General features: G+C 38.9%; 15 protein-coding genes. 7 read left to right on the top strand and 8 right to left on the bottom strand.

Annotation, left to right across the window (positions count from 1 at the left end):
- Entirely contained in the window at window positions 1-2,157 is a 2,157-nt protein-coding gene (locus I6F48_RS00945) for a TonB-dependent receptor family protein (protein ID WP_197118622.1), read from the top strand.
- Window positions 2,158-2,363: 206 nt separating this feature from the next.
- Here the strand turns inward: I6F48_RS00945 and rlmB are convergent, their stop codons facing one another.
- From rlmB to I6F48_RS00920, 5 genes are all read right to left on the bottom strand, one after another.
- Window positions 2,364-3,107: a 23S rRNA (guanosine(2251)-2'-O)-methyltransferase RlmB gene (gene rlmB, locus I6F48_RS00940; protein WP_007378377.1), complete on the bottom strand. Its 744-nt coding sequence runs from the start codon at window positions 3,105-3,107 to the stop codon at window positions 2,364-2,366.
- Window positions 3,104-5,599, bottom strand: coding sequence for a ribonuclease R (gene rnr, locus I6F48_RS00935; RefSeq protein WP_007579938.1), 2,496 nt, complete (start codon window positions 5,597-5,599; stop codon window positions 3,104-3,106). The genes rlmB and rnr overlap by 4 nt, the downstream gene beginning before the upstream one ends.
- Window positions 5,600-5,804: 205 nt before the next feature.
- Window positions 5,805-6,545, bottom strand: coding sequence for an enoyl-CoA hydratase/isomerase family protein (locus I6F48_RS00930; protein WP_197118621.1), 741 nt, complete (start codon window positions 6,543-6,545; stop codon window positions 5,805-5,807).
- Window positions 6,546-6,645: 100 nt separating this feature from the next.
- Window positions 6,646-7,260, bottom strand: coding sequence for a response regulator transcription factor (locus tag I6F48_RS00925; RefSeq protein ID WP_197118620.1), 615 nt, complete (start codon window positions 7,258-7,260; stop codon window positions 6,646-6,648).
- On the bottom strand, window positions 7,257-8,360 hold the full coding sequence (locus I6F48_RS00920; RefSeq protein ID WP_165727667.1) for a sensor histidine kinase: 1,104 nt from the start codon (window positions 8,358-8,360) through the stop codon (window positions 7,257-7,259). The genes I6F48_RS00925 and I6F48_RS00920 overlap by 4 nt, the downstream gene beginning before the upstream one ends.
- A gap of 327 nt (window positions 8,361-8,687) precedes the next feature.
- Here I6F48_RS00920 and I6F48_RS00915 point away from each other — a divergent pair, with 327 nt between their 5' ends.
- The 4 genes from I6F48_RS00915 (at window position 8,688) to queG (ending at window position 12,721) form a co-directional block, all read left to right on the top strand.
- Window positions 8,688-9,554: a DMT family transporter gene (locus I6F48_RS00915; RefSeq protein ID WP_010554316.1), complete on the top strand. Its 867-nt coding sequence runs from the start codon at window positions 8,688-8,690 to the stop codon at window positions 9,552-9,554.
- Window positions 9,551-10,255: a glycerophosphodiester phosphodiesterase gene (locus I6F48_RS00910; protein WP_165740593.1), complete on the top strand. Its 705-nt coding sequence runs from the start codon at window positions 9,551-9,553 to the stop codon at window positions 10,253-10,255. Before I6F48_RS00915 ends, I6F48_RS00910 begins: the two co-directional genes overlap by 4 nt.
- Window positions 10,256-10,300: 45 nt before the next feature.
- Complete coding sequence (locus I6F48_RS00905; RefSeq protein ID WP_197118619.1) at window positions 10,301-11,521, top strand: methyl-accepting chemotaxis protein; 1,221 nt, start codon at window positions 10,301-10,303, stop codon at window positions 11,519-11,521.
- Between the two features lie 66 nt (window positions 11,522-11,587).
- Window positions 11,588-12,721, top strand: coding sequence for a tRNA epoxyqueuosine(34) reductase QueG (queG, locus tag I6F48_RS00900; protein WP_121955309.1), 1,134 nt, complete (start codon window positions 11,588-11,590; stop codon window positions 12,719-12,721).
- Between the two features lie 46 nt (window positions 12,722-12,767).
- Here the strand turns inward: queG and I6F48_RS00895 are convergent, their stop codons facing one another.
- From I6F48_RS00895 to I6F48_RS00885, 3 genes are all read right to left on the bottom strand, one after another.
- Window positions 12,768-13,895, bottom strand: a complete 1,128-nt coding sequence (locus I6F48_RS00895) for a response regulator (protein WP_165727670.1) — start codon at window positions 13,893-13,895, stop codon at window positions 12,768-12,770.
- 55 nt (window positions 13,896-13,950) lie between these two features.
- Complete coding sequence (locus I6F48_RS00890) at window positions 13,951-15,945, bottom strand: hybrid sensor histidine kinase/response regulator (protein WP_165740591.1); 1,995 nt, start codon at window positions 15,943-15,945, stop codon at window positions 13,951-13,953.
- A gap of 119 nt (window positions 15,946-16,064) precedes the next feature.
- Complete coding sequence (locus I6F48_RS00885) at window positions 16,065-16,553, bottom strand: GNAT family N-acetyltransferase (protein WP_165727672.1); 489 nt, start codon at window positions 16,551-16,553, stop codon at window positions 16,065-16,067.
- 81 nt (window positions 16,554-16,634) lie between these two features.
- Here I6F48_RS00885 and I6F48_RS00880 point away from each other — a divergent pair, with 81 nt between their 5' ends.
- Window positions 16,635-17,210: a glutathione peroxidase gene (locus tag I6F48_RS00880; protein WP_024590220.1), complete on the top strand. Its 576-nt coding sequence runs from the start codon at window positions 16,635-16,637 to the stop codon at window positions 17,208-17,210.
- A gap of 86 nt (window positions 17,211-17,296) precedes the next feature.
- Window positions 17,297-17,578 (top strand): peptidylprolyl isomerase, encoded by a 282-nt coding sequence (locus I6F48_RS00875; protein WP_002958009.1) that lies wholly within the window; start codon window positions 17,297-17,299, stop codon window positions 17,576-17,578.
- The last annotated feature ends 46 nt before the right edge of the window (window positions 17,579-17,624 follow it).

The following is a 17,624-nucleotide window of genomic DNA, read 5'->3' as shown; positions in this document are numbered from 1 at the left end:
ATGAACCCTAAGTTTTTAGTATCTACCCTGGCAACTGCGGTTGCTTTGTCTTTTAGTGCTACTGCAATAGCAAAAGACACCAGCGATAAAGAACAACGCTTTGAACAAATTACCGTTATTGGCTCACAGCAAGCAATTAACGATATTCCGGGTTCGGCTACGTTTATTTCTGAAGAAGAGCTTCAAAAATTCCAGTTTACCGATATTTCTCGCGTTTTAGCGTCTGTTCCGGGCGTTTACGTGCAAGAAGAAGACGGCTACGGCCTTCGCCCTAATATTGGTATGCGCGGTACAGGTACTGGCCGTAACGATAAAATATCGGTAATGGAAGACGGTGTATTAGTTGCGCCAGCACCCTATTCAGCACCATCTGCTTACTACTTCCCTACTACGGGTCGTATGGAGTCTATTGAAGTATTAAAAGGCGCGGCATCAGTTAAGTACGGCCCGCGTACTACGGGCGGTGTTTTAAACTTACTTTCGCGCAGCTTACCTACTGAGCCAAATAGCTCAAAAGGTATGGTAGATGCAGCCCTTGGTGGTGATGGTTACTACAAAGGTCACGCTTACTTCGGTAAAGAAAAAAACAACACAGCAGGCTTAATTGAAGTATTTACTTACGGCGCAGACGGCTTTAAAGAGCTGCCAGTAGGTAATGACAACACCGGCTTTGAAAAAACAGATTTACTATTAAAGTTTGGCCACACGTTTGGTCAAAACGATGCGCATAATCTTGAGCTGAAAATTAAGTACTCTGACGAAACATCAGACGAAACATACATGGGCTTAACTGACGAAGACTATCAAGAAAGTCCTTACCGTCGTTATGCTGCATCGCAAAACGATGAAATGAATACTCGCCACAATGCATACCAACTTAACTACGCGTACCGTTTTGGTGATGGCTATGAGTTTTTAGCTACGGCTTACTTAAACGATTTTCATCGTAACTGGTATAAAGCCAGCAAAGTAAGCGAAAGCTACCTTGAACAATACAGTGAATTTGAAGCAAACCCGACAAGCGAAGGCATTGAAGGTATTGGTATTAAAGCTAATAACCGCGATTACCAAGCTAAAGGTATTCAGTCTGAATTACATATTCCTGCAGGCGATCACTATGTGACTGTTGGTGTGCGTTACCACGAAGACGAAATGGATCGTTTTCAGTGGGAAGACAAATACACACTTAATCAAGACCTAAGCTTAACGCTTACGGAGCAAGGCATTCCAGGCTCTGACAGCAACCGTGTAGATAGCGCAGAAGCAAGTACTTTGTTTATTCAAGACGAGTGGACAATTGATGCATTAGTAGTAAGTGCAGGTCTTCGTTATGAAGATATTACTATTACGCGTGAAGAGTGGTCTAAATCAGATCCAACACGCAGCAACGGTTTAACTAAAGATGTGTCGAACGACACTGAAATTTTAGTTCCGTCACTAGGTGCTACTTACACGCTTAACGAAAACGTAACGCTACTTGCGGGCATTCAAAAAGGTTATGCACCAGCAGCACCTGGTAATGCTGACCAAGAAGAAGAAGAAAGTGTAAACATTGAGTTTGGCTCTCGCTTTAATATGGATGGCTTTAGCGGTGAAGTAATTGCGTTTTACTCTGACTACAGCAACATGCACGGTAACTGTACTGCAGCGGTTGGTTGTAGCGACGACAACATTGGCGACCAATACAACTACGGTGAAGTAGAAGTAGCGGGCTTTGAATTTAGTGCAGCACGTACGTTTGCAACTGATACAGCTATGTTCCCAGTTAAATTAACGTATACCTACACAGACTCTGAGTTTAAAAACGATTTTGATTCAGAAATTTGGGGCACGGTAGAAAAAGGCGATGCAATGCCTTACGTACCAGAAAACCAAGTAGCGTTATCGTTAGGTGCTGAGTTTTCTGCGTTTGTAGTTAACAGCCAAATACGTTACGTATCTGATGCGCATGCTAACTTAACGCAGTCGGGCTTAAACGCAATTGATAGCCGCGTAGTATGGGATTTAGCTGCTAAATACTTAATCGATGAAAATCAAAAAGTATACCTAAGCGTTGATAACTTGTTTGATAAAACATACGTTGCTAACCGTTCAAACGGTGGCATTCAACCAGGTAAGCCGCGTACTGTACAGATGGGCTACACTTACTCATTCTAAATTGAAAGCTGGTTAAACGGTTCACTAACAGCGTTAATAATTTTTTATGTAAAAGCACTACACATCTAAATTATTGCCTTGTTATTAAACCGTTTACCAAAGCTTACAAAGTTAAAGCGTAAGTTACAGATACAAAAAAGCCGAGATTGAATTTCAATCTCGGCTTTTTTAATACTTAATTTAAATTAGGTATTATTAATTAGGTATTAGTTATTTGCGTTACGTTGGCGTAATACTTCAAACAAACAAATACCCGTGGCTACCGATACGTTTAAGCTTGAAACAGTACCCGCCATTGGGATTTTAACAAGCATATCGCAATGCTCACGCGTTAAGCGTCGCATGCCCTCGCCTTCTGCGCCCATAACAATCGCCATTGGGCCCGTTAAGCTTGCATCAAATACGTGGTTATCAGTTTCGCCAGCGGTGCCTACAACCCATACGCCTGCATCTTTAATTTCGCGAAGCGTACGTGCAAGGTTAGTCACTTGAATAAGCGGTACTGTTTCGGCTGCGCCACAAGCAACTTTACGTGCTGTGCCGTTAAGCTTGGCAGAGCGATCTTTAGGTACAATTATAGCGTGAACACCAGCAGCGTCTGCACTACGTAGGCATGCGCCTAAGTTATGCGGATCGGTAATACCATCAAGCACAAGTAAAAACGGTGTGTCTTCACGAGCGATTATCGCATCAAGATCTTTTTCGTTAAACGTAGGCGCTGCTTTTACGTTAGCAATAATACCTTGATGCTGCTCGCCCTTTGATTTGCTATCAAGGGCTTTACGCTGCATAAACTGTACTGAAATACCAAACTTACGTGCTTCATCAATAATCGGAGTTGAGCGTTTGTCGTCACGACCTTTAAGGGCGTAAATTTCTACAAAGCGCTCTGGCTCGCTTTCTAAAATTGCTTCAACAGAGTGAAAGCCAAAAATTAATTCATTACTCACGTATTATCTGCTCCTGGGCTAGTACTTTTACGGGCATTTTTGCCAGCTCTTTTAGGCTTTTTAACTGCCTTCTTTTTCGGCTTTTTCTTTACGGCAGTGTCTGCTGCTTTTTTATCTGCGGGTTTAGTTGCAGACTTATTTGCCGGTTTACCTTTGTCTTTATTCGCTGGCTTTTTTTTACCTTTTGGCTTGTCATCGCTGTGCGACTTTTTACCCGGTACTTTGCCTGCTTTTAATTGCGAACGCACACTTGCTGGCGCATGCTCAGATTTACCTGAACCTTTTTTTGGCGCACGACGACGTGAGTATCTGTCTTGTGCAACATCGCCTTTAAGCGTTAAGTTGATACGGCGATCGTCTAAACTAACCGACGCAACTTTTACTGTTACTTTATCGCCAAGGCGATAAACTTTGTGAGAGTGCTCACCTATTAGGGTGTGTTTTGCAGCATCATGCGCAAAAAACTCGTCGCCTAAATTAGTAACATGAATAAGCCCATCAATTTGTAAATCGTCTAAACGAATAAACAAACCAAAGTTAGTGACCGATGAAATAACACCGTCAAACTCGTCACCTACGTGATCTTGCATAAACTCACATTTAAGCCAGTCGGCTACTTCGCGAGTTGCATCATCGGCGCGGCGCTCTGTGGTAGAACACTGCTCACCTAGTTGATCAACTTCGTCGTCGGTATAAGCGTATTCGCCAGACGTTTGCTGACCTTGTGCTTTTATAACTGCTTTAATAGCACGATGTACTACTAAATCTGGGTAACGACGTATTGGCGATGTAAAGTGCGCATAAGCCGATAACGCTAAACCAAAGTGACCAATGTTATCTGGCTGATATACAGCTTGTTTCATTGAACGCAGTAGCATAGTTTGAATTAGTTCGGCTTCTGGGCGGTCACCTAGTCGCGCTAATACTTGGGTTATTTCTTTTGGTGTTGGCTCGTCGCTTAATGTGCTTTCGATTCCTAACTCGCCTAAAAACTTAGTAAAGTTACCTAGCTTTTCGCTGTCTGGTTCGTCATGCACACGATAAAGCGCGCTTGCTTCGTGCTTTTCAAGAATTTTAGCCGCCGATACGTTGGCTAAAATCATACATTCTTCAATTAGTTTGTGCGCATCGTTACGAATAACAGGCACTATTGATTCTATTTTACGCTGAGCGTTAAATACAAAACGTGTTTCTAGGGTTTCAAACTCAATGGCACCACGGTCTTGGCGTGCAGCTTTAAGTGCCATATACATTTGCTGTAAGTCAGTTAAATGTGGCACTACGGCTGAGTATTCTTCGCGTAGTTTTTCGTCGTTTTGTAAAATGGCATTTACTTTGGTGTAAGTTAAACGCGCATGCGAGTTCATTATCGCTTCGTAAAACTTATAGCCCGAAAGTTTACCCGCGCTCGATACGGTCATTTCGGCAACCATACATAAGCGATCTACTTTTGGATTAAGCGAACATAATCCGTTAGAAAGCACTTTTGGTAGCATCGGAATTACTTGCTCAGGAAAATACACTGAGTTACCACGCAAAATTGCTTCTTTGTTAAGCGGCGTGTTCATTCCTACGTAATGCGATACATCGGCAATGGCAACCCATAAGCGCCAGCCACCCGATTTTTTAGGTTCACAGTATACGGCGTCATCAAAGTCGCGAGCGTCTTCGCCATCAATAGTTACAAGTGGTAAGTCACGTAAATCTACGCGGCCTTTTTTGTCAGCGTCTTCAACAAACTCACCTAGGTGAGCAACCTGTGCTTCAACTTCTTCAGGCCATACATGTGGAATATCGTGATTGCGCAGTGCGACTTCAATTTCCATACCTGGGGCTAAATGCTCACCAAGTACATCAATAATTTTACCTACCGCGTTCATGTTGCGACTCGGATTTTGAGTGATTTTAACCTGCACCATTTGGTTATGGCGGGCACCGTTTTCGTTGCCTGGTAAAATCATTATATCTTGCGTTATGCGCGGGTCTTCAGCTACCACAACGGCAACACCATGCTCTACAAAGTAACGGCCAACAATTGGCGCGCGCTCGTTAGTAAGCACTTTTATAATACGTGCATCGCATTTTGAGCCAGAGCCACGTTTAGTGCCTTTAGCTAGTACAATGTCGCCATGTAACACCATATTCATTTGGTGCTTAGCAATAAACCAATCTTTACTCTCGCCTTCAACTTCTAAAAAGCCAAAACCGTCTCTGTGGCCTATTACTTTGCCTTTGGTTAAACCGGCTTCGTCAATTAGGGCATAGCATTTAAATTTATTAAAATACAGCTGTCCGTCACGCTCCATAGCGCGAAGGCGGCGTTTAAATGCTATTTGGCGTTCGTCATCATTTACTGCTAGTTCTTCACATAATTGCGCGTAGTTAGCAGGTTTTGAACGCTCTTGAAGGTGAGTAAGTATAAACTCACGACTAGGGACTGGGTTTTCGTACTTTTCTTGTTCTCGACTGAGATTTGGATCTTGGTTTGACATTCACTATCTTGTTAGTTGGTTATGTAGGTATTTTAACCCATATAGTTATAATGAGACAGGTAAAAGCGATTAAACTTTTAAGAAAGCACTTTTACCTTGCTGTTTATCTTGCTGTATAGTTTAAAAATCTAGCGCAATGGGGCTTAACGCCCCCTTAACTGCAAAGTATTTAGTCATCTGGTAGCAATGCTAAAACCCTTTCGCGCTAAATACTATTTTTTTGTAGGTTTTTCCACAGCAGTTTACTTATATTATCAATAAAGCTTGGGTCTTCTTCTTTCATTGTAAGCAAAATTTGCTTATTCATTTGTGATTTATTTTGAGCGTAAATCCAGCGGTTTTTATTAAACTGCTGGGCAAACTCAAGTGCACCCGCTTGTAGTTCGTCGTTATTTGCAAACACAGCTTCAACCACTTTATTGTCTAGCAACTGCTGTGCACCAACACGCTCTCCTGACATAGCTAAACGATTAAAGAATGTTTGCGAAATAGCTTTATTAATTATAGGAAACATCGACGGTACAAACGGCACCATTACATCCACTTCAGGAAAACAAAAGAAGCCTTTATCTGACTTCATAAATCTAAAATCGCACGCACACGCAAGCACAGCACCATTGCCATAGGTATGCCCGTTTAACGCAGCAATAATAGGCATAGGAAAAGTAACTATGCGCTTAAACAAGTCACTTATTTGAATCATAAAGTCAGAAATAGCTGCAGGTAAAATACTTGGATTGGACATCCATTGAAGGTCGATGCCTAATGACCAGTTTTTGTCACTCGAGGACGTTAAAATAACTGACTTAATATTTTGATCTGCCTCAATGTGGTCAAGATGTAAATTAAACTCAGCCACAAACGCTGGATTGTGGCGGTTTTCAGCGGTATTCATAGTGAGTATTGCAGTACTATTTTTAGTTATTAGTTCTATTAGATTTGCCATTAAACCCTCTTTTAACGCTTTTTAAGCTAACTTTAAGCACTGTTCGTTACTTTTATAAGTAACATAGTAATACTTTGCTTATAATTTATAAACCCACTATTTAAAGCCATCCTTTTTGTTTAGCTATACGCGCAGCATCTATACGGTTAGTGGCGTTTAACTTAGCAATAGCGTCTGATAAATAATTACGTGTGGTACCTTCACTTATAAATAACTGCTTGGCTATGTCGCTTGTTTTAAGGCCGTCGCTTGCAAGTTTAAGTGCTTTGCGTTCTTTATCGGTAAGTGGATCTGCGTCGTCTAATGCATTAATAGCAAGCTCTGGGTCTATCACTTTTTGTCCCTGCATTACTTTTTTAAGCGCATTTATTAGCTCTTCACTGGGTGCTTCTTTTAAAATAAAACCTTTAACACCTGCTATAAGCGCTCGCCTAATATAACCCGCACGAGAGAATGTGGTCATAATAACCATTTTTATAGCGGGGAACTTAGCGGCTATTTTTTCACTCAGCTCTATACCATTCATAGTTAGCATTTCTATATCGGTTAAAATTATATCGGGATGTAAATCACTATCAAGCGCTTCAATTGCATTAAGTGCATCTTGCCCGTTACTTGCTTGCCCAATAATCTCAATATTAAAATCGAGTCCTAACAATGCTGCTACTGCGTCGCGCACAAGCGCTTGATCTTCCACTAAATACACTCTGATCATTGTAAATCCTTAGCTGAAATTGGTAGCATTACATTTAAAGTAAAAATATCGCCACAGGTAAATGTTGCACTGCCATTAAGTTGCTCTGCTCGCTCTTTAATACCATTTAGGCCATTGCCCGAATTTAATGTAGAGCACGGTGCACGATCAATAACGGTAATGAGTAGCTGCTGCGCTGTTTGTTCTATATTTATTTCGCAATTTTTTGTGCTGCTATGACGTAGCAAATTGGTAACGGCTTCTTTAATTATAAGGCCTGCGATGCCCTCTACTTTAGCGGGTAGAGTATTTAAAACTACATTAAATGAAACGTTAAAGTCTTGTTCTATTAATCTTTGTTTTAACTGTGCTACTTGGCTAACAAGGTTAAGCTGTTTTAAATCACTAACGGCGCTTCTTACATCACTGAGTAACTGCCTTGCCAGATCGGCCACTTGTGCAATTTCGCTATTTGCTTGAGCGTAACGCTCACCTTGGTTTAATTTATTTGCAAGCTCAGCTTTTAAAGCAATAGATGACAGTGAGTGACCTAAAATATCGTGCAAGTCGCGGGCTATCCGTTCACGCTCAGCAATTGCTGCTAATTGCTCTAATTGGTTAGCGCTTTCTTGCTCACGTTTTTTGTACAGGCTCTCTCTTTTAGCTGCAATACCGTAACTAAATAAGGCTGCACATAAAATCAAAGCAACGGCTAAAAAGTATTGAACCTTCCCTATATCACCAATATATGCGCTTAATAAAACCGTAGATATAATCGCGAGTGCAGCATAAATTCTTTGATGGTAGTTGTATGCATAGCCTGCTACGTAGGCTGCAAAGCCAAATAAAGTAGGAGTACCTGTGGTGTAAAAAGTAGCGCAAAAACAAATTAATAGCATGGCTACAAACAACTTGGTCACCCCTGCACTTTTGCAGTTTATTGCTTTTACATATAAAAGAATAAAAGCAACATAAAAGGCTAAAGACATCGTTATTTGGTTAGCAGTAAAGCTCGCAAAATTAATTATTAATGGGAGTAAATAAAAGCCTGTAAAAATTAAATGCCCATATTTCCAAAAACCTTTATCACTTTGTTGAGAAAAGGAGTTAAGCGAGCTCATACAAATACCTCTGGCATATTATTTTTACTTATAGGACTATTTTTATTAATAAATATAAATAACATAAAAATGCATGCCAGCATAAAGCAATCTGCGTACGTAATCGTAAAACTTAATGCCTCTAGCACTTCATTAATAGTTAAGCTGATTAAAATTAAAGAATTCATAATTATCCCCTGTTGAGTAAGGTAACTATGCCAGCGTACAAAAATAATAAGAGTGTGAAGTGTCATCAACTTTTATGACATTTGTCATGCGATAAAAAAATTCATCTTAAGAATTTTTAAGCAATGTTAATATGTTCAAAAAGTACAACAAGGAAACTAAATGCAATCTCAGCAGCAAAGTTTAATTTATTTGCACATAGCGGTATTACTTTTTGGCGGAACCGCTTTATTTGCCAAGCTTATTGGTTTAAATGCTTTAGATATTACCGTTTACAGAACTGCAATTGCAGGAATGGCTATTTTAGCCATGCTGTATTTTCAAAAAAAACAAATTAAACTAAACAAGCCTAAAGACTACCTTATTGCATTATTTTTAGGTGTTGCGGTGGGTATTCACTGGGTAACCTATTTTGCTGGTATGCAAATGGCCGGTATAACAATTGGGATGTTGGCATTTTTTAGCTACCCCGTAATGACGGTATTTTTAGAGCCCTTATTTAATAAAAGCAGGCCAAAAGCAAAAGATATAATAAGTGCGGCGGTGGTTGTTTTAGGGATTTACCTGTTAGTACCAAGTGCAAACTTGGGCGACGATGTAACCTTAGGTGTAATAACAGGTGTGATATCGGCATTGTTTTTTTCAATCAGAAACATTACCCATAAGCGCTACTTTAGCCAATATGGTGGCCCGCAAACGATGTTTTATCAAACCTTAGTGGCAAGCATTATGCTGTGCGCATTTATAGAAGTGCCGGTATATGAGGTTAGTCATCACGACCTAATTTTAATTGCCATAGCGGGTGTTATTTTTACAGCTACACCGCACTCGTTATTTGCAGCAAGTTTAAAGCATTTATCAGCGGCAACTGCGGGGTTAATTTCTTGCTTACAACCACTTTATGGCACCATACTGGCTATAGTAATTATTCATGAACGTCCTACTGTTATGACGTTAGTTGGTGGAGCACTTATTGTTAGTGCCGCTTGTTTTGAAACGTGGTCAATCACTAAAAAGGCTCGACAATGAAAGTATTTGCACACCGTGGTGCCAGTGGGGATTTTCCTGAAAACACCAAAAGCGCTATTTTAGAAGCGTTAAAAGTAGGTGTTGATGGTATTGAAGTAGATATTCAAAGTTCCATCGATGATTACATGTTAATACACGACTCATGGCTCGATAGAACCACCAGCGGTAAAGGTAGAGTGAGTAACTTTACGGCACATGAACTATCTAAACTTGATGCTGGAAATGGTGAAAAAATTCCCACTCTTCAACAGTTGTTTGATTGGAATAACAATAAATCTTTATTAAATATTGAGCTTAAACATACATTTGAACTAGAAAGGTTTGTGGCTCAACTTGAAGAAAATATTGAAGCTAACAAAATATCGAAAGCGAATATTTTAGTATCATCGTTTGATCATCATCAACTACAGTGGCTTAAAAGCAAGCTACCATGGCTTAAAATAGGCGCCCTTACTTCTTCTATTCCAATTAACTATGCAAAGTTTGCAAGTGATTTAAACGCTTATAGCGTACATGCAGATAAAACCTTTATAAATAAGGCTTTTGCCGATGATGCAAAAAAAAGAGGCTTAAAGATTTATGCTTATACGGTCGATAGAGAACAAGATATAGCGCTAATGCTTGAGTATGGCATAGACGGAATTTTTACAAATTACCCAGCGCGAACCAAAGCTTACTTGTTATCGTTACAAAAAAGCTAACTTACACCTCCCTAACTAAAATAAGAATCGTAGGGCTTAAGCATAATGAGTAGTTTTATGAAAATTTATAACTATATAGAGCAAACATTCTTTTTTACGTTAACGCGTAAAATAATCGGTAATTTAAGTTTTGTATTATTGTTCCAAGCAATTACGTTATTTTGGCTGCATCAGAGTTTAAGCGAACAACAGCAAAGTACAGGGCTATTTTGGCTGCTTACGCTTGTTATTATATCTGGTTTTATTTTTACTCTTTTTTATATGCGTTTTTTAATTGTTCGCCCTGTTACTGCTATGCGCGATACTTTGATAAAAATAAACCAACAAGATGCAAATTTAGCAGCAAAACTTCCCCACTTTTCGTATGACGAATTTAAAGATTTAAGTTCACAATATAATATATTTACTGCCCATTTAAGTGAGTTACTCAGCACAACATATAACAGTGCTCAAGCTAGTGCACACAGTAATATACAAGTCACCGAATCGATGAAAAATACTGAGCAATCAAGTGAGCAACAAATACAGTTAAGCCACAGTATTATTAATGCCAGTATGCAAATAACCCAAAGCTTACAAAACATAGTAAATAATACAGATAGCGTGCATAACGTTAATAATGAACACCTTAACTTTGTAAAACTATCTGCATCAGAGCTCGCAGCTTTAGTAAAGCAGGTTAAACTTATTACTAATATGCTAGGTAGCTTTTCAAATACAATTGCGGGACTGAAAGAGAACAGTGAAAACATTCGCAGTATTTTAAAAATGGTTGAAGAGTTTTCTGATCAAACCAATTTGTTAGCCCTTAACGCCGCAATAGAAGCAGCTAGAGCGGGTGAAGCTGGCAGAGGATTTGCCGTAGTTGCAGACGAAGTACGCACACTTTCAATAAAGGTAAGTGGCGCAACTAGGCAAATAAGCGACTTTATTACTCAAATGAATGAGCTAGTAAATGAAACAAATAAAGAGTCAGAGCAATTAATGACTCACTCCAATAATGCACAAAGCTCAATTAGTGCAACCTCCGAGGGTTTTACAAAAATGCTTAGTGAGTTTGAGCACAACCAACAGCAACTACAACAAATAGCCAGTGCTGTACATATGCTTGAGGGCACTCAAACTAATACTCACCAATCGGTAGAGCAAATAGTAGCTTTAGGTGAGCAAGCTAAACAGCAAATAGATACGGCATTAGCCGATAGCGAGCAATCTCAACAATTAAGCTTACAGACCCAACAACAGTTAAAGCGCTTCGTGCGCTAAGAAGCGTTTTCGGGCTCAGAGAAATATGGTAAATTACGCAGCTATTAATTTAAGTGTGTGAAGTGTGTGAGCAACCCTACCCCAGACTATGAAAAATTAGCCCTACAAATAAAAACCTGGGGGCAAGAGCTTGGTTTTAGCGAAGTAGGTATTACTGATATTGACCTATCTAAGCACGAAGCCCAATTGCAACGCTGGCTTGATGCTGGCTACCACGGCTCGATGGATTATATGGCTGCTCACGGCATGAAACGTGCTCGCCCTGCTGAATTAGTACCAGGTACACAGCGTGTTATATCCGTAAAAATGAATTATCTCCCTCCCGATGCTGGCTTTGCAAAAACCTTAAAAAATAAAGAAAAAGCATACATAAGTCGTTATGCACTGGGTCGTGATTACCATAAATTAATGCGTAATCGTTTAAAAAAACTTGGCCAAAAAATAGAGCAAGAAATTGGCGAATATGGCTTTAGGCCATTTGTAGATTCAGCCCCGGTACTTGAGCGTCAACTTGCCGAAAAAGCCGGTTTAGGGTGGCGTGGTAAGCATTCTTTATTAATTAACCAAGAAGCAGGATCGTGGTTTTTTTTAGGCGAACTATTTATTGATTTACCTCTACCAATAGATGCAGAGAACACGTTTGAAGGCTGCGGAAAATGTGTTGCTTGTATTACTCTTTGCCCAACAGGTGCAATTGTAGAGCCTTACGTTGTTGATGCACGTAAATGCATATCGTACTTAACGATAGAACACCAAGGCCCCATACCCGAACAATACCGAACTTTATTAGGCAACCGTATCTATGGTTGTGATGATTGCCAGTTGGTATGCCCTTGGAATCGTTATGGACAAATAACGGATGAAAATGATTTTCATCCTCGTACTCAATTAAAAAATAAAGATTTACTTGAGCTATTTGCTTGGGATGAGCCTACATTTTTAAAAAATACCGAAGGCAGCCCTATTCGCCGCATAGGTCACGAACGTTGGTTACGTAATATAGCGGTCGGTTTAGGTAATGCAGAGTTTAGCCCGGCTATTATTCATGCTTTACAAGATAAAAGCCAAATATCCAGCGAGCTTGTTTTAGAACATATTGAATGGGCGCTTGCTCAACAAAACGATAAACAACGATTACAAATTCGTAAAACGGCTAGGTTAATCAGAATCGTAGAAAAAGGCTTACCCAGAGATGCATAATGCAGTTGGAGTAAGCCTCAAAGTAACATTATTTAATTAAATATATTTAGCTCTTTAAAAGCAATGACAGGTCTTGCTCAATTTCAGCAAAAGCTGCTTTTACCTGTTTAACAGACTCCTCTCTGGCCACTGAGTTTTGGATAGTTTCATCTACTTTTTTATAAATAAACACCTCCTGATCTTCATCTAATCCCATTGATGGGATACGTTCTTCGAGCTCTTCTTGTAACTGTTTAAACACTTTTTCGTTGTTTTGACGGTTGTCATTCAATAAGCTAATTAAGCCATGAAACTTACTGTGAACTGTACTTGCTACGGCATTAAGTTTTGCTTGTTGTGATTCAAGCATTTTCTTAGTCATGATGGCGCGTAGTTGCTGCTCGGTAACACTGACAATAAAACATACGTGGTCGCGTATACGCCCGTGTTTATCTGGATCGTGATCAGGCATATTTAAAATAAGTAAGCTAATCAATTCATAGTTAACTAAAATTCGATGCGAAAATTCATGTAAACGCCCTTTGTTTTTAAGCATTTCAAATAGCTCCACCACAATAGGTGAACACACGCCGCTTAATGCAAAGTGACTAATTTCATCGTTCTCTCTAAACTCAACATTACTTTGCAAATCAAAAGATTGCAGGCAATCTATAAGCGCTTTACCTAGCTCTTGAGGGTCGTTAATAAAGCCTATGTTTTCAACGTAGTTAACTATCTGCCCCATTTCACTGCTGTTAGCCATGGCATTAAATGCAGTTGATGTAGCATCTTCAACTTGCTTTTCAAGGCTTTGTTTTTCAACAAGTACTTGGTTTAAATTTTTAAGCTTTGACTTAAGTTCATCATGGCCAAAGGGTTTTACAATATAGTCTTCTGCACCAACCGAGTAGCCTTCCATACGCTCTTCAACTGTGCCACGAGCAGACACAAACATAACAATAATGTGTGCTGTATTTGGGTTTGCTTTAAGTGCCTTACATACTTCATAGCCGTTCATTTGCGGCATACTTACGTCGAGCAATATAACCTGAGGCATATAGCCTTCAACCATGTTTAAACACTCAGGACCACTTGTTGCTACTTGTAATTCAAAATCAAGATCCTCTAAAATCTCCTCAATAATTTCAAGGTTAAAGGGTTCGTCATCAACGGCAAGTATTTTAGTTAAGGCCATAATTTATCATCCATTCAAATTCTCAAAAAAAGTTACTTGGTATGCTAACTAGCAATTAATTACTGTGTTGTATTAATTGATCTTCAGCCAAATGATCATCTAGATTTATTTCTAATGGCACCTGTATAGATATAGTTGCACCACCATTTTCGTTGTTACGTGCAGTGATCTCACCTTGATGTAAAGACACAAACTCTCTACACAATGCAAGGCCCAATCCGGTACCACCGGCACCGCTATTTGTTTTGCTGCTTTGTACAAACTTAGTAAAAATATGTTCCAGCTCATCTTCTGGTATACCGACCCCATTATCGGTAACCTCTATAGTAGCAAGCTTATTATCTGACTCTAAATTTACCCGTATTTTACTTTTGGGTTCGCTAAATTTAAGTGCATTACCTAATACGTTTCGAAGTAACTGATTTATTTGCTCTTCATCACATTGCGCAATTACAGGTAATGGCTGCGCGGTAAATACAACCTCAATTTCTTTTTCCATTGCCGTACCAGATACATCATCAATACTTGTTTTTATAATGTTCGCTAAATTATATGGACGAGGATTAAATGGAAACTTACCCACATCTAGCTTAGATAGGTCGAGTAAATTATTTAGTAACGACAGTAAACGCTCACCACTACTCTCTATTCGCGATAGGTATTTAATGAGTTTTTCTTTTGCAAAATCTCCAGTTTCTAGTTTGCTTAAACCAAAACGCGAAAAGCTTAAAATAGAGTGCATAGGTGTTCGAAGTTCATGCGACATGTTTGCTAAAAATTCTGATTTACTTAAGTTTGCAGCCTCAGCCACGTTTTTAGCGTGCTCGAGCTGTGAGGTACGCGCTCTTACTTGCTCTTCAAGGAGATCTTTTGCTTCAAGTAGTAAATCTTCTTTTTGCTTAAGGTGGGTTACATTTTTAAATATTACGGCAAGTGCTATTTCGCCATGGTGATCTATTTCATTAAAAGATCCCACTAACGGTATATAGCCCCCTGCAGTTTTAGATAAACGTAAGTCGCAGCTAAATTGGCGATTGCTGTTTAGTGTCGAAATTTTATTTTTAATACCTAACGTAGAATCATCATCTAAAAAGCTAAATACTGATTTACCTTCTAGTTCGTTAAACGGTAAGTTAAATAGTTTTAAACAAGCATCATTAGCTTCTATCACTCTACCGCATTTCTCAAACAACATAATTGCATCAGGCGTATGCTTATAAATAACCTGAAGTAGGCTGTCTTTTTCAATCAGGGCATCAACCGTATCTTGTAGCCTTTCGACAAGTTCTGCGTTATGGCGTTTTAATAACTCTGTTTGCCACAGTTTATGTATTGATTGTAATAATGAGCTGTCGTTCAATGGCTTAATAAGTACGTCTTCTACACCTTGACGAATAGCTTCAATCATTGAAACTTGATCGGGACGTGAGGTAAATAATAAGCAACGGCAATGTGGTTGCATTATTTTTAAGTTTGAAAAAATTTCTAAACCGGTCCCGTCATCTAAAACAAAATCACTTATTAGTATATCGATTTGCTTTTCTTTCGTAATTTCTAAAACTTCTGCAGAGGTGGTTGCTGTATGGGTCTCGATATGAGCACCAATCAAGCTGTTTTTCATTTTTTCGAGGCGCTCAGGAACATGATCGACGAGTAAAATAGCGGGTAATTGCAAAATATGATTAGAGCCTAATTCTAGTAGGCTCTCTAAAAGAGAAGTAATTTCTTTATTAGAAAAAAACGGGTAGATCACGGTTGCGTCAGGCGCAACATGATTTAGCTCACTAAACGCAGTTAGTTGCTCACCACTTTGTGCTTTTGGAGCAAGCAGCATAAAACGCTCTTGCGCTACTTGGCTAACAAGCGGTTTTATAGAATCAACAGGGACACCATGGGCAACAACAACTAAGTCGTAGTCGCCTATATTGGTATACATGTCTAGCATGCTGAAATGAATTAATTCGACTTCACATCCTATTAATTCTAAAAGCACTTTCACACGCATTGCGATGACACTGCTACTATCAACAATTAATATTTTTCGAATCATCAAGCTACACTTCAAATTAATAAACTTAATATGTTAATAGCGTAGACTATTTTTATTTAATTGGCATAAACCCTTCGTCTTATTTTGTAAAAAAATATTACAACATTATGAAAAATAATTTATTCCAGATGTTTTCCAAAAATAGTAAGGCTATACGCCTTATCATCCATTATGGCAACGCTTGGCAACTCACCCCATATTGCAAAATCAAAATGCTTAAACAATTTAACACTCGGTAAGTTATGACTAAAAATAAAGCCGAGTAATACTTTAATATTTAATTGCTTAGCTTGTGTTTGAGCAAATATCATTAGCTTTTTACCAAGCCCTTTACCTTGCGCTTTACTGGTAATGTAAATGCTCATTTCTACTGTGCCGTCGTAAGCTGGGCGCCCATAAAACGATTTATAACTTACCCAAGCAAGTACTTGGTCATTTTCGCAGTAAACGTAAATAGGCCTTTTATCGTTGTGGCTATTAAACCAGTTACGCTTTTCGTCAACGCTCACTTCTTGCGTATCTGCAGTTACCATTCGCCCTGCAATAGTTTCGTTGTAAATGGCTACAATTTCATTAAGATCATTAATAGTTGCTAAACGGATTGTCATAGGTCATTAGAGGGTTGATCAATTTGTTCCATATTAGCGTATGATTATCCAATCAAACAATCGTAAAGTTTAGGTAATGTAATGCTTAAAATAATTATAATAGGTTTAACGGCTTTACTTATTAATGCTCCCCTTCAAGCTCAAACACCATCAATCATAAATAAAACCTCTACACAGGACTGCCAAGATTTTACCAATGTAGATATACGAAAGCTTCGCTCAAAAGAATCTATTAACTTGTGCCAATTTAAAAATAAACCTTTGTTAATAGTAAACACGGCAAGTAATTGTGGTTTTACATATCAATTTAAAGGCCTTGAAGCGCTATATCAACAATACAAAGAGCAAGGTTTAGTCGTATTAGGGTTCCCCTCTGATGACTTTTTTCAAGAAGAAGACAATGAAAAAGAAACAGCGAAAGTATGCTTTGTAAATTATGGTGTAACTTTTCCCATGTTTGCCACCAGCAAAGTTCGTGGTAGCGAAGCAAATCCAATTTTTAAATATTTGAATGAGCAAACTAGCTCTCCAAATTGGAACTTTTATAAATACTTAGTGTCTGCTGATCGTAAAACAGTTTTACGGTTTAACAGCAAAGTGGCACCTAATTCAGAGCAAATGATTACTGCAATTGAAACTGCGTTTTCTGATAAATAAGTTTATACTGGTACAATTAGTTGAAACTAACTAGAATGATATTTCAATTCGGTTAAAAAAACACCACACTATACTCGGGAGATTTTATGACAGTAGCAAGCGCACGACATATACTTGTAGACAGTGAAGCACAATGCTTAGACTTAAAAACAAAAATTGAGCAAGGCGAAGACTTTGCTGAACTAGCAAAAGCACATTCTAATTGTCCTTCAGGTCAGGATGGCGGTGCTCTTGGTGAGTTTGGCCCTGGTATGATGGTTCCAGAGTTTGATAAAGTTGTGTTTTCTGCGCCAATTAATCAAGTACAAGGCCCTGTGCAAACTCAATTTGGTTATCATTTACTTGAAGTTACTAGCCGTTCAGAATAAATTTAACTGTACTGTAAGTAACATTTGATAAAAGCCGCTTATGCGG

It is taken from the genome of Pseudoalteromonas sp. SWYJ118 (assembly GCF_015864505.1).
Lineage (GTDB): Bacteria > Pseudomonadota > Gammaproteobacteria > Enterobacterales > Alteromonadaceae > Pseudoalteromonas > Pseudoalteromonas arctica.
This window is presented reverse-complemented; position numbering and strand designations above follow the sequence as displayed.

What these genes read in the sequence shown, in the direction of transcription:
- I6F48_RS00945 (WP_197118622.1), top strand. Translation starts at nt 1, where the DNA reads ATGAACCCTAAGTTTTTAGTATCTACCCTGGCAACTGCGGTTGCTTTG.
- rnr (WP_007579938.1), bottom strand. Translation starts at nt 5,599, where the DNA reads ATGTCAAACCAAGATCCAAATCTCAGTCGAGAACAAGAAAAGTACGAA.
- I6F48_RS00930 (WP_197118621.1), bottom strand. Translation starts at nt 6,545, where the DNA reads ATGGCAAATCTAATAGAACTAATAACTAAAAATAGTACTGCAATACTC.
- I6F48_RS00925 (WP_197118620.1), bottom strand. Translation starts at nt 7,260, where the DNA reads ATGATCAGAGTGTATTTAGTGGAAGATCAAGCGCTTGTGCGCGACGCA.
- I6F48_RS00920 (WP_165727667.1), bottom strand. Translation starts at nt 8,360, where the DNA reads ATGAGCTCGCTTAACTCCTTTTCTCAACAAAGTGATAAAGGTTTTTGG.
- I6F48_RS00915 (WP_010554316.1), top strand. Translation starts at nt 8,688, where the DNA reads ATGCAATCTCAGCAGCAAAGTTTAATTTATTTGCACATAGCGGTATTA.
- I6F48_RS00910 (WP_165740593.1), top strand. Translation starts at nt 9,551, where the DNA reads ATGAAAGTATTTGCACACCGTGGTGCCAGTGGGGATTTTCCTGAAAAC.
- I6F48_RS00905 (WP_197118619.1), top strand. Translation starts at nt 10,301, where the DNA reads ATGAGTAGTTTTATGAAAATTTATAACTATATAGAGCAAACATTCTTT.
- I6F48_RS00895 (WP_165727670.1), bottom strand. Translation starts at nt 13,895, where the DNA reads ATGGCCTTAACTAAAATACTTGCCGTTGATGACGAACCCTTTAACCTT.
- I6F48_RS00890 (WP_165740591.1), bottom strand. Translation starts at nt 15,945, where the DNA reads ATGATTCGAAAAATATTAATTGTTGATAGTAGCAGTGTCATCGCAATG.
- I6F48_RS00885 (WP_165727672.1), bottom strand. Translation starts at nt 16,553, where the DNA reads ATGACAATCCGTTTAGCAACTATTAATGATCTTAATGAAATTGTAGCC.
- I6F48_RS00880 (WP_024590220.1), top strand. Translation starts at nt 16,635, where the DNA reads ATGCTTAAAATAATTATAATAGGTTTAACGGCTTTACTTATTAATGCT.
- I6F48_RS00875 (WP_002958009.1), top strand. Translation starts at nt 17,297, where the DNA reads ATGACAGTAGCAAGCGCACGACATATACTTGTAGACAGTGAAGCACAA.